Here is a 12545-nt window from a genome sequence, read left to right on the forward strand (position 1 = left end):
CTAGCTCTCCTTTTGGCAGTTAGGGCAATAAAAGACTTTGCGTGAAGCAAGCTCTGCCTTTACAATTTCCGTTCCGCATTGCACACAAGGCTCTCCGCCACGGTCGTAAACGAGACAATGATCGTTATACCCGCCTGTTAACTGATCATCCTTAGTAAATGGCATTTCGATATAACCGCCCTTGGCCGCAGCATCCTGAAGCACCTTGTGCATAGCTGTATAAAGCCGCTCAAGATCCTCTTCACTGAGTGAAGTGATCTTGGCACCCGGCCGGATACCCGCAGTAAAAGCAATCTCATCCGCATAGCAGTTGCCGATGCCGGAAATAAACTGCTGATCCACAAGCGCTGACTTGAGCGTGCTGCGTTTGCCCTGGAATTTGGCCTTGAATGCCTCCAATGTCAATCGTTTGTCGAAGGGATCCAGTCCAAGATCGCCGATCCGCTCCTCCACTTCCTTGACGGACAAATAGTGCAAAAATCCTAATCTTAACCCGATAAAATATAAATGCCCTTTATCAAACTGGAATGTTACTTGAGTTGTTCTGTCCGGCTTGTCATCCTCAGTGCCGTAATACATCAGACCGCCAAGCATCAGATGCAGCAACAACCTTTTTCCGTTATCAAGGTGGAACAAAATATATTTGCCGCGGCGCTCCACGAACCAGATCGTGCGTCCGGCAAGCTCTTGCTTGAATTGCTCAGCCGGGATGTTCACTGTCTTTTCCCTGGCTACTTCTACCGCCTGTATTGTTTGACCTGCCACCGTGCCCGTCAGCATCTTGCGGTAGGTCTCCATTTCCGGCCATTCTGGCATCGGTCATCTTCCTTCCTGCTCCTCTAGTCGTTTCCTTCTCTTATGTCCCCAGCAACGAAAAAATATACGTATTCAGCTCGCGCAAATCAGCGAAAATTCCGTCCGGCTCAATCCCGGTCTGCGCTCTGAAACGATCCAGGTTGCCGGTGTTGGTAATACCTGTAAGCACAAGTGCAGTTCCACAGCCTGCGGATCGTCCGGCGGCTATATCCGTCGCCATATTATCGCCTACCATCCAGGTCTCCTCAGCCTTAAGTCCCATTCTGTCCAGTGCAAATTCAACCAGTATATTGGAAGGCTTGCCAATTATCGTCGGCTTTACACCCGATGCTGTCTGCAGCAGAGCTGACAATGAACCTGCTCCCGGAAGCAGACCGTCATCGGAAGGCAGCAGCACATCCGGGTTGGTTAGTATGTATTCTGTACCGTTCAGCAGCAGAGCTACCGTCCGCTTCAGCTTTTCGTAGTTCAGCTCCCGGTCAATGCCCTGCAGAACAAAATCCGGACGCTCCAGTGCTTCTATGTTGAGGCCTGCCTCTACTGCAGCTTCCTTTAGCCCTGTCTCCCCCAGAATATGAACGGAAGCGCCGGGACGGATACGGGCAATGTACGCCGCAGCAGCCTGAGCTGAGGTGACGACATCGTCTGCCGCTGCAGGGATGCCCATCCGGTTCAGTCTGTCTGCTACAACTCCCGGCGCAGCAGTGGAATTATTCGTGACGAACAAATACGGAAGTTTTACCTCACGGAGGCCGGCAATCCATTCGTCAGCCCCGTCTATTTTTCGCTCTCCATGGTATAGTGTGCCGTCGAGATCGATCAGAAGACCTTTTGGTTTGGATAAATTGTGTGTAGACAAGTTGCTTCCCCCTCCAGCCTAGCGGGATAATTTCCGCTTTAACCTTTCAATACGTTTGGTTAGCGCAGCCTGCTCGGCACGACGCTTGGCATCTGCCCGCTGAAGCAAGGCGCGCTCGCTGATTGCGCTTTGCGCTCCATGGGCATACGTCAGCGCTGTCTCGGGCTGCTTGGCCCGGTGTTCATAGTACATAGCCAGTTCAATAAAGGCTTCATAGACAGCAGCGAATTCAACATGTGCCGTCATCGCTACCTTTTGCCACAATAACACAGCTCGCTCCCAATTTCCAACCTTCTTATCGCGGGCTGCAAGCAGCATCAGACTTGACTCTCCCTTCGGATCAGCCTCCATCACCATATGGAAAATCGCCTCCGCCTGCCGGGCCTGCCCCATTCTCTCCAGCCATAGTCCGGTACGTATCCACTCCTCCGGCTTCTTGGGGGCATAAACTTCGCCTGAAATCCGGTTATCCAGCAGACGGCCGAAGCGGATAGAGAGACAGGCCATCGCTAGCATATCCAGCTCATTGTGGACGAATACTCCCTCCAGCGGAGACGGATTGCTATCCGCAAGAAATTGAAAATAAATCGCAGGTGCCTGCGATCCGGGCACATCATCCACACGGTGAATGCCAAGCCGTTCTTCTTCCACATAGCTGAGCTTGCAGGATGCAAGGGTGTTGCGCCAGATGCTCCGTGACGGATGCAAAAAATCCAGATGCTTCAGCCTCAGCTCTGCACGCCCAAGTCCGTTCATTATAAACCTTCCCGCCAGCACAGGCCAGTCAAAAGTACGGCCGTTATACGTGACCAGATAATGAAAGTCCTCCATGCGGGTCTGCAAATCCGCCAGCATCGCTCTTTCTTCCGCCGGATGGCGAATCAGATACTGCGCGATTACAAATTGCTCATTCTGTACATAGCCAAGTCCAACCATAAAAGGTATGTTTCCAGTGCCTGCTCCAAGTCCGGTTGTCTCCAAATCAAGAAACAGCAAATTTTCCAGTGAAGGTGCAGGCAGCCCGGTCTCCTCAGGGTGAAAGACCCGCAAATGTTCAGCTGTCTCTGCAAGCTCTGCAAGCAAATGATGTCCATGCTGATATTGGAGCGGATAGCGGACCTCCCGTTGCAGGAAACTGCCCCACTTGCTGCTGCGTTCTGCTACCTGCAGCCGCTGCCACACGGCCTCATGGACGTCCTGGGCTGGAGATTCTAAGGCAGAAGCCGCCTCCGTCTCTTGGGCTGCGTTTGCAGATAAGGCTTCAGGCATGTTTACTGTCTGATTCTCAGATTGTGCGGATTGTTCGTCTATAGCGCTGCTTCCTTGTGAACCGCGAAGGCGGTTCATCCGCTCTCTCATGCTGCTCATTGGACCACCCCCGCTTGCACCGGCATCGCCAGTGCCCGGGACTTGCCCGGAAGTCCGATTTCTTCAACCGGGGCAGACATGATAATTTCACGCATCCACAAATATATTTGAATGAAGCATCGTATAAAACCGTGAATTATTGTAGTAAAGATAAAATTTGTACGGTCTTTTTCTTTCCGTTGAGTCCTGCTATTTCTGTGCCGATACATGACGGGCATCCATCCTTACATGGGCATTTTTGTATCAGATTTTTTGCGGCTTCGCTCACTTCGTTGAATCTTTTATAAACATCATCAGCAAGGCCGATCCCACCCGGATAATGGTCATAAATAAAAATCGTAGGCAGCCCTGTATGGGCTGCTTTTATTTGCGGGGTTACATGGACGTCGCTGCGGTCGCACATGACCAGAACAGGCACGATATGCTGTAACACATTGGCGATACCGAGGAGCAATTGCTCCAGCGTCTTCGTACCTATTTCCGGATCCACTTCCTTAAGCTCCAGCCACGTAGCGCTTGTATGCAGTTCTTCTTCCGGCAAGTGAATTGGCCCTGACCCAATATTTTCAAAAGTGGTCAATTTGATTTTCTTAAAAATGGTCGGGATCATGGTCACAGCAACATCTCCGAAATTAACGACAGCCTGCCCCTTGGCAATCGTCTTGTCAATCTCCAGCACTTTCAGATTGACCGCCAGGTTTGCGTCCGTGTAATATTCTACATCCACTTCGCGGACGTAGGCTTTTTTGTGCTCCCAGTCCAACTTTTCCACCTGGTACTGGATGCCCTGATGCAAATAAATCGCTTCGTCGTGTAGCAGGGTCATGGCACTAAACCGGTCCATTTCCCCGATGATCTTCACAGCCGCAATATTCGACTGGTCCACGATCACAACATTTTCCTGGGAAGCTGAACGCAGGCTGATTTCACTCGCCGGGAATGACTGTGCCGACCAATAGAACGTATCGCCGTTGCGATGCAAAACCCGTTCTTCCTGAAGATATTCCAAAATATCCGAAATATCTAACGGGCCAAATTCTTCAGTAGTCTTGAATGGGAGTTCGTATGCTGCGCAGCGCATATGATCGACCAGAATAAGAAGATTTTCCGGATTAATCCTTGCGTGTTCCGGTGTACGTTCAAAGAAGTAATCCGGGTTTTGAACAATATACTGGTCAATCGGCGTCGAACTGGCGACCATGACGATTAAGGCTTCCCCATGTCTCCGTCCTGCGCGGCCCGCTTGCTGCCAGGTGCTGGCTATGCTGCCAGGGTATCCGGTCATGACGCATACTTGCAATTGGCCGATATCCACGCCTAATTCCAGCGCATTCGTACTCACCACGCCCAAAATTTCACCATCTCTTAAGCCGCGTTCTATTTCTCTGCGCTGCTTCGGAAGGTAACCGCCCCGATAGCCCCGGATCGACTTCGTACCGATTTCATTTTTAACCAGTTCCTGAATGTGGCTAAGGATGATCTCTACCCGTACACGGCTGCGGGCAAAGACTATCGTTTGAATCTTGTTTTTCAGAAATTCTTTGGCCAGGTTATTGACTTCGACTGTCGCGCTTTTCCTTATATTTAACGGCTCGTTTACAATTGGCGGATTATAAAATACGAAGTGCTTCCGTCCCCTGGGCGCACCGTTATTATCCAGCAGCCTCATAGGGCTGCCTGTCAGTTGTTCAGCAAGCTCCTTCGGGTTGGCAATCGTTGCCGATGTACATATAAATGTCGGGTTGCTTCCGTAAAAACTGCAGATTCGCCGCAACCTCCGGATCACGTTCGCAACGTGACTTCCAAATACACCACGGTATGTATGCAGCTCGTCAATAACAATATACTTCAAATTTTCAAAAAGACTCACCCACTTTGTATGATGGGGAAGTATGGCCGAATGAAGCATATCGGGGTTTGTAATGACAATATGTCCGGCTTTTCTGACAATCTGCCGGATAGCCGGCGAAGTGTCACCATCGTAAGTGTAACTTTTTATAGCGATGCCCATTTCGGCGATTATTTCATTTAATTCGCTCATTTGATCTTGTGCCAGTGCCTTTGTCGGAAACAAATATAACGCCCTGCTCGTATCATCGTTTGCAATTTCCTGTAATACAGGAAGATTATAACAGAGAGTCTTGCCTGAAGCTGTAGGTGTTACAGCGACGATATTTTCACCCTTCACAGCCGTGCGATAGGCTGAATCTTGGTGCGTATACAGATTCGCGATTCCTCGTCTCTCTAATGCTGCACGCAGCTTTTCATTTATATCTTCGGGAAACGGCGCTGCCTTCGCTTCCTGAGGCTCTATTTCAAACCAGTTGACTATATTTTCATTGGTTCGGAGTTCATTGATTATATCATGTAAGGACTTTTTCCCGATCATAACTGTCACCCCTTGATAACTTAACAACAACCCGTACGCATTCGTAAATGCCTTTTCATTTATTCTACAAGAATGCTTGTTCGGCCCGCAATCCCCTGTAAACAATTCCTTGCACCCGATCTCCCGCATCATCAACCGCTGAAGCAAGGTAAGCTTGTACGAATCACCGCCAACTTTGACATAAGCAGTGACGATTCGCGCAAAACAAGCAAAATATCCTCTGTTTTTCGTTGTGCATTCTTTAATCTCAAAGAAAAAAGCTGATTCTGTCGTTTTCTGCGATTTCCCGGGAAAGCGGGAAATTGAAATCTTTCGACAACGATTTCCTATTATGCACCGTTCGATTTTACAATGATTTTTGATGAAACAACAGTCCCATACTTTGCAAAAGCCGTCAGATCCGCTTGGATGCAAGCGGTTCTGACGGCCCTGTACGGCTTAAGCTTTGTCTACATTGAAATACTGTGCTTCAGGATGTGCAAATACCATAGCGGATACGGATGCTTCCGGCTCCATCATAAAACCTTCCGTCAGTTCTATACCAATATCCTCAGGCTTCATTAGCTCAAATAGCGGCTGCTGATCCTCAAGATCCGGACAGGCCGGGTAACCAAACGAAACACGGATACCCTGATAGCGCGCTCCAAGACGCTGCTTCATTGTCATTTCCTGCGGGTCGGGGAATCCCCATATGTCCCTCATCATATGATGGACACGCTCGGCAAGTGCCTCGGCAACCTCAAGAGCAACTGACTGCAGGGCATGGGAACGAAGATAATCCCCTTGATCCTTGAGCTGAGTAGCCTGTTCACGGACACCCGCACCTGCCGTTACGACCAGGAAGCCGACATAGTCCATTATGCCGCTCTCTACCGGCTTCAAATAGTCGGACAGGCACAGGAACGGCTCAACCTGCTGACGAGGGAAACTGAACCGCTTAATCTCCTCGCTCTGCGTCTCAGGGTCGTAAATAATAATTTCATTGCCCGAAGACTGAGCCGGGAAAAAGCGGTACATGCCATGCGCCTGAATCGTGCCCTCGTGGGCTGCTTCATTCAGAATACTGTCTACAGTCTCCTTCAGATGGATCGTCTTCTCATGCCCTTCTGCAATCAGCTGCTCCACTTTGCCGCGGACTCCAAGATGGTGTCCGAGCAGCATCTGCATATTAATATAGGGCACAATATGCTTGATTGGCACATTCCGGAGCACATGACGATTCAAATCAGGCGGTATAAATACCGGTGCATCCTGCGATATTTTGGAGCGCTCGATCCGGGTCAGCGCCGGCAATGCCGGAGCTTCCAATACGGCTACTGCTCCCTCTGCTTTCATCGCCGCATGTTCTGCTTCCAGGTTTCTGCGGTACTCTTTATCCGTCAGCTTGTTGGCAATATCTAATCCGTCCATCGCATCTTTTGCGTACAATACAAGTCCGTCGTATTCGGGCCCGATCCTTGTTTTCGTGAATTTCCGGGTCAGAGCGGCGCCTCCTACCAGAATTGGCACATCGATCCCTGCTGTCCGCAAGTCCTGAGCCGTAATAACCATCTGCTGTGCAGATTTGACGAGAAGCCCTGAGAGTCCGATAGCATCGACTGGTTCCTTGCGGTAAGCTTCAATCAACTGCTCCGGCGGAACTTTAATCCCCAGATTGATAATTTTGTACCCGTTGTTGGAGAGAATGATTTCGACCAGGTTTTTGCCGATATCATGCACATCCCCCTTAACGGTAGCAAGCATGATCTTTCCTTTGACCGCCGATTCGTTTTTCTCCATAAACTGCTCCAGGAAGCCTACGGATGCTTTCATGACCTCGGCGCTCTGCAACACCTCGGCTACAATCAGCTCATTGTTATTGAACAGTCTTCCGACCTCTTCCATTCCTTTCATCAGCGGGCCGTTGATAGTCTCCAGCGGCGTGTACTTCTTAAGCGCAAGCTCCAAATCCGGGATAAGCCCTTCTTTTGTACCCTCTACGACATAAGAAGCCAGACGTTCCTCCAGACTCAGATTGCTTGCCTTCTCCTTCTTGACGATCTTCTTGTTCCGGAAGGCTGCCACAAATGCAGCAAGCGTATCATCGTTCGTATTATAGAGCAGCTCTTCAGACAGACGGCGCTCCTCCTGCGGAATCGAGGCGTAGCGTTCGAGCTTTTCCGTATTTACAATTGCATAATCCAGTCCGGCCTTTGTACATTCATACAAGAAAACCGAGTTGAGCACCTCGCGTCCGGACTCGGGCAACCCGAAGGAAATATTGCTAATTCCCAAAATGGTTTGACAGGAAGGCAGCGCCTCCTTAATTATCCGGATACCCTCAATCGTCTCCTTCGCCGAGCCAATATATTGCTCGTCCCCTGTACCAACAGGAAAAACAAGCGGATCGAAGATAATATCCTCTGATTTCATTCCATATTTGTTCACCAGCAGATCATGAGAGCGGATGGCAACCTCCAGTTTGTCTTCCTTCGTGATCGCCTGCCCCCGCTCATCAATTGTACCTACTACTGCCGCCCCGCCGTAGCGATGAATTATCGGAACAACTTGTTCGAATTTTTCCTCCCCATCTTCAAGGTTAATGGAGTTAATAATCGATTTCCCCTGCGTGTATTTGAGGGACATATCGATTACTTTCGGATCTGTTGTATCGATAACGAGCGGCACCTTAACTTTCTTCACTACAAGCTCAAGAAATTTGCTCATATCCTCGGTTTCATCACGGTCCGGGTCCTGGAGACAGACATCGATAACATGCGCGCCATTTTTCACCTGGGCCCGGGCAACCTCAGCCGCTTCCTCATACTTGCCCTCTGCAATCAGGCGCTTGAATTTGCGGGATCCGAGTACATTCGTTCTTTCCCCAACCATATACGGGCGGTTGTCATTCTCGATATACACCGTCTCGATGCCTGATACGGCAGGCGGGTGTGTGCCATTCAGCTTCCGGGGCTCAAACGAAGCGAGCATCTCATCCAATGCTTTAATATGCTCGGGAGTTGTTCCGCAGCAGCCTCCAGCCATATTCAACCAGCCTTGCTCGGCAAAAGCAGCGATCTTTTTCGCAAGCGAATCCGGGGATTCATGATAGTGTCCGTTCTCGTCAGGAAGCCCGGCATTCGGATAACAACTAATTGCCGCTTTGGAAATCTCGCTCAGCGAACGGATATGGTCACGCATAAATTCCGGACCTGTCGCACAGTTGAGGCCGATGGAAACCGGTTCAAGATGCTCCAGTGAAATATAGAAGGATTCAATATTTTGACCGGCGAGCGTAGTTCCCATTGGCTCAATTGTACCGGAGATCATAATCGGAAGCTTGCGTCCCAGTGTCTCAAAGGCTCTACGGATTGCAATGCTTCCCGCCTTGACATTCAGTGTATCCTGGCAGGTTTCGAGCAGAAGCGCGTCCACATCGCCTTCCATGAGGGCAATTGTCTGCTCGTAATAGCTGTCCACCAGTTCATCAAAGGTTACACCGCCCGTTACGGACAAAGTTTTGGTCGTAGGACCAATCGCGCCTGCCACATAACGGGGCCTGTCCGGAGTTGAGTATTTATCCGCCGCTTGGCGTGCAATTGCGGCTGCAGCCAGATTAATCTCGCGCGCCTTCTCCGGAATATCGTATTCCATCAGAACAATGCTGGCGCCGCCGAACGTATTCGTCTCGATAATATCTGCTCCCGCAGCCAAATATTGTTCATGAATGGACTGAATGACATCCGGTCTTGTCAGGACGAGCATTTCATTGCAGCCATCCAATTCTTCTCCGCCAAAATCCTCTGCTATTAAATCAGCTTGCTGTATCATCGTACCCATGGCGCCATCCAAAATCAGAATCCGCTGCTGCATGAGTTCTTTTAATGTCGGTTTTGTCATGTTCGAACTTCCTTCCAACGAATCGTTAACTTTTAGTCTAACAGACTTGTTACTTTGTGAAAAGGGAATATGAGTCGACAGCAGACACTGTTTGATTTATAATACATTTATCATGTTATTTCATATAGGAAAAGAGGGAATACAATGGCTGAAATTCGGATTCGTAATACTGAAGAGCGGATTACAGGCGAGGAAAATGTGCGTGCATTTTTGAATCAGCAGGAAGTGCTTTATGAGCATTGGGATGCTTCCAAGCTCCCTGCTGAACTCCAAAATAAATTTGTCCTCTCCGACGAGGAAAAAGCAACCATTCTATCTACTTATGAGGCGGAAATCAATGATTTGGCCGGCCGTCGCGGATATAAAACCTGGGACATTGTGGCCCTCTCCGATGCAACACCTAATTTGGATGAGCTGCTGAAAAAGTTTGAGGATGTCCATACCCATACCGAAGATGAGGTTCGTGCCATTACAGCCGGACGCGGAATCTTTATTATTAAAGGCACGGATGATGTCGGATACTTTGACGTTGAACTGGAAGCTGGCGATGTCATTTCCGTTCCGGAATACAAACCGCATTTCTTCACTTTGATGGATAACCGTCAAATCGTTGCCGTGCGCCTGTTCATCGAGCCGGCAGGCTGGGTTGCAGAGCCGTTCAACGACCCTGCATTTCAAAAATAATAATTTACGTTTGATATTCAAGCCGCAAGACATAGCCCGCCTCATATCAGAGGCGGGCTTTACTTATACCTTTTTAATAACTGTGTTTACAATCTATTGAGCAGCTCAAGCAGTTCTTTCAGTTCGTCAATCTCATAAGTAGGGACAATTTCTTCATTGCGGGTAACCCGGTGTCTGTTGATCCAGACCGCATCCATACCAACCCCAAGCGCCCCGATGACATCAGTCGTCAGTTTGTCCCCAACCATCAAGCCTTCTTCCGGCTCCACACCAAGCTTCTCCAATGCATGTCTAAAGATCGCCGCGTCCGGCTTTCCTCTGCCAAATTCGCCAGAAATAATAATGTGGTCAAAATATGGCGCAATCTCCGGTACGCCGGAAAGCTTCTCTCTTTGTAAATCAGGAGAGCCATTTGTCAGCAAGAGCAGCTTGTATTTCCCTTTGAGCTCATCCAGAACGTGGAACGTGTCATCGTACACAAGCGCCCGGGCTCTGCGTTCAGCCGGGAAACGCTGGGCCAATTCCGCTCCAAGTGCTTCATCGTCTACACCTAAAGCTTTCAGTCCTTGTGTCCAGGCTGCTTTACGATAAGCGGGTGCAAGGGCCTCCAGCTTGCGGAACTCCACTTGCTCTCCTTCTCTGAAGTCAGCCCATAGCCCTTCAAACGGATTAATGCCGATCATTGTCGTGAACGGATAAGTCTCGTAGGAGGAATAAAGCTCCCGAGCCTGCTCGCGCACAGACTTCTCCAGCGCTACAGGATCAATTCCGGTACGTTCCGCAGCCGCTCTGCACGTAGTATCAAATGCTTCCTGTACACTGCGGTCATCCCATAGAAGGGTGTCATCCAAATCAAATAAAATGGCTTTCTTACTCATGTTGCTGACTCTCTCCCCTACCTGAATTAAACTTTTTCTACAAACTCAACTTCATTATCCTTGGCAAACTGTTTCAATCGCTCAGCCATATCCTTTGTCGGGAACCTGTTCATGAATTTGGTGAATACCCAGCTTGGTCCCTTTACCTGCTCAATGACTACATAACCATCCTGAACAGAAATTTTCTTGATACCATTGGCCCGGAGTATTTTATCCCCTGTAAACCGGCGCGTCTGAACGAACTCCTTGGCAACGTTCAAATATGGACGGCGGAAGAAGAACAGCAGTGCCAGTAAAAAGTAACAAACAATCGTAATCCAGTACAAGGCATCGGTATTGGATGACTCAACCCCCGGAGCTTGTCTCGCAATAAAACTAATATAGGCGTAGAACCCGGTAAAGAAAATGACAGCCAGCGGTAAAATGATGTTGCGGCCTTTAAAACGGTCAATCCTATTGGCGTCCGGGACAAATCCTTTACCGCCTTGTTTCTTTCTTACCTTGTTAACTGTAGATGTATTCTTGCGAACCATCCGTTCCCAGGAACGGGACATATTTCAGCCTCCCTTACTAAAATTACATTTCCGGCAGCCTAGATTGGCCGCCGGAATTTCTCAATAAAGCGATTGGGATATTCGGAAGGCAGCGTACTTGCTTCATCCAGAACCGACCATAGCTCATGCGGCATTGTCCAGCCGGCTGCCCGGATATTGTCTTCGAATTGTTCGAGCGTACTCGCTCCAAAAATAGGAGAGGTAATCCCTTTCTGCTGCAGCAGCCAATTCAATGAAACCTGTGCAGGTGTTTTGCCAAGTTCCTTCGCCGTTTGGATTACAGTATCCAGGATCGCAAAGTTCTTATCCGTAGCACGGAGATGCCATGAGCTCTCCCCTGTCTTGGCGGTTAATCTTCCATTCTCCGGTTCCGTGCGGTCATAGCGCCCTGTTAAAAATCCGCCGCCAAGCGGCGCCCAAGGGATAACCCCCACATTTTCCTCCAGACAAAGGGACATCATCTCACGGTCCATCTCACGGCTGACAAGGCTGTATTGAGGCTGAACGGAAACAAACCGGACATAACGGTTGGCATCACTGCATGCCAGCGCCTTCATCAAGTGCCAGGCAAAATAATTGGAGCAGCCGATGTAGCGCACCTTGCCCGAGGATACCAGATCATCAAGCGTGCGAAGCGTCTCTTCGATCGGTGTGGCATGATCCCAAACATGCATTTGATAAAGGTCGATATAGTCCGTGCCCAGCCTTCTCAGACTGGCATCCAGCCCGTCCATGATATGCTTGCGCGACACCCCGGCACCATTGATATTATCGGTAACCTTCATACGCACCTTGCTGGCTACAACGACATCCGCACGGCGTCCTCGTATAGCCTTGCCGACAATTTCTTCTGACCTTCCACCTGTATATACATCTGCTGTATCGAGAAAATTACCGCCCCTGTCAAAGAAGCGCTCCATCATATCCATGGAATCCGCCTCTGAAGTTGCACCTGCGAAGGTCATCGTTCCAAGACAAAGCTCCGAAACTGCAAGTCCGCTCTTTCCAAGCAGTCGGTATTCCATCAGGTCAGCCCTCCCGAATATATAGATTATGTATGTAGCTTGAATCACAATTTATCCCAGACATCAAAAATCCAATAGACTGGCGAAATGGAT

General features: G+C 49.4%; 9 protein-coding genes. 1 reads left to right on the plus strand and 8 read right to left on the minus strand.

Annotation, left to right across the window (positions count from 1 at the left end):
* The 5 genes from mutM to metH form a co-directional block, all read right to left on the minus strand.
* A complete protein-coding gene (gene mutM, locus H583_RS0115010; RefSeq protein WP_028561160.1) occupies nucleotides 1–816 on the minus strand; it encodes a bifunctional DNA-formamidopyrimidine glycosylase/DNA-(apurinic or apyrimidinic site) lyase in 816 nt (271 codons plus the stop codon).
* A 40-nt stretch (nucleotides 817–856) separates the two neighbouring features.
* A complete protein-coding gene (locus H583_RS0115015) occupies nucleotides 857–1675 on the minus strand; it encodes a TIGR01457 family HAD-type hydrolase (protein ID WP_028561161.1) in 819 nt (272 codons plus the stop codon).
* Between the two features lie 18 nt (nucleotides 1676–1693).
* Nucleotides 1694–3043 carry a ribonuclease H-like domain-containing protein gene (locus tag H583_RS0115020; protein WP_028561162.1) on the minus strand — a complete coding sequence of 450 codons (1350 nt, stop codon included), beginning with the start codon at nucleotides 3041–3043 and terminating at the stop codon, nucleotides 1694–1696.
* Between the two features lie 136 nt (nucleotides 3044–3179).
* Nucleotides 3180–5429, minus strand: coding sequence for a DEAD/DEAH box helicase (locus H583_RS0115030; protein WP_028561163.1), 2250 nt, complete (start codon nucleotides 5427–5429; stop codon nucleotides 3180–3182).
* Between the two features lie 441 nt (nucleotides 5430–5870).
* On the minus strand, nucleotides 5871–9311 hold the full coding sequence (gene metH / locus H583_RS0115035) for a methionine synthase (protein ID WP_028561164.1): 3441 nt from the start codon (nucleotides 9309–9311) through the stop codon (nucleotides 5871–5873).
* Nucleotides 9312–9455: 144 nt separating this feature from the next.
* Between metH and H583_RS0115040 the strand changes: the two genes are divergently transcribed.
* Nucleotides 9456–9995, plus strand: coding sequence for a 1,2-dihydroxy-3-keto-5-methylthiopentene dioxygenase (locus H583_RS0115040; RefSeq protein WP_028561165.1), 540 nt, complete (start codon nucleotides 9456–9458; stop codon nucleotides 9993–9995).
* A gap of 86 nt (nucleotides 9996–10081) precedes the next feature.
* Here H583_RS0115040 and H583_RS0115045 read toward each other — a convergent pair whose 3' ends face one another.
* From H583_RS0115045 to H583_RS0115055, 3 genes are read right to left on the minus strand one after another with little or no spacing between them, the layout of a single operon-like run.
* Nucleotides 10082–10873 (minus strand): HAD family hydrolase, encoded by a 792-nt coding sequence (locus tag H583_RS0115045; RefSeq protein WP_028561166.1) that lies wholly within the window; start codon nucleotides 10871–10873, stop codon nucleotides 10082–10084.
* 26 nt (nucleotides 10874–10899) lie between these two features.
* Nucleotides 10900–11427 carry a hypothetical protein gene (locus tag H583_RS0115050; RefSeq protein WP_028561167.1) on the minus strand — a complete coding sequence of 176 codons (528 nt, stop codon included), beginning with the start codon at nucleotides 11425–11427 and terminating at the stop codon, nucleotides 10900–10902.
* Nucleotides 11428–11465: 38 nt separating this feature from the next.
* On the minus strand, nucleotides 11466–12452 hold the full coding sequence (locus tag H583_RS0115055) for an aldo/keto reductase (RefSeq protein WP_028561168.1): 987 nt from the start codon (nucleotides 12450–12452) through the stop codon (nucleotides 11466–11468).
* Nucleotides 12453–12545 lie beyond the last annotated feature (93 nt).

Source organism: Paenibacillus pinihumi DSM 23905 = JCM 16419 (assembly GCF_000422505.1).
Taxonomy (GTDB): Bacteria; Bacillota; Bacilli; order Paenibacillales; family Paenibacillaceae; genus Paenibacillus_D; species Paenibacillus_D pinihumi.

Excerpts from the sequence above, each read along its gene's own strand:
- mutM (WP_028561160.1), bottom strand. The coding sequence starts at position 816 with ATGCCAGAATGGCCGGAAATGGAGACCTACCGCAAGATGCTGACGGGC.
- H583_RS0115020 (WP_028561162.1), bottom strand. The coding sequence starts at position 3,043 with ATGAGCAGCATGAGAGAGCGGATGAACCGCCTTCGCGGTTCACAAGGA.
- H583_RS0115045 (WP_028561166.1), bottom strand. The coding sequence starts at position 10,873 with ATGAGTAAGAAAGCCATTTTATTTGATTTGGATGACACCCTTCTATGG.
- metH (WP_028561164.1), bottom strand. The coding sequence starts at position 9,311 with ATGACAAAACCGACATTAAAAGAACTCATGCAGCAGCGGATTCTGATT.
- H583_RS0115040 (WP_028561165.1), top strand. The coding sequence starts at position 9,456 with ATGGCTGAAATTCGGATTCGTAATACTGAAGAGCGGATTACAGGCGAG.
- H583_RS0115050 (WP_028561167.1), bottom strand. The coding sequence starts at position 11,427 with ATGTCCCGTTCCTGGGAACGGATGGTTCGCAAGAATACATCTACAGTT.
- H583_RS0115055 (WP_028561168.1), bottom strand. The coding sequence starts at position 12,452 with ATGGAATACCGACTGCTTGGAAAGAGCGGACTTGCAGTTTCGGAGCTT.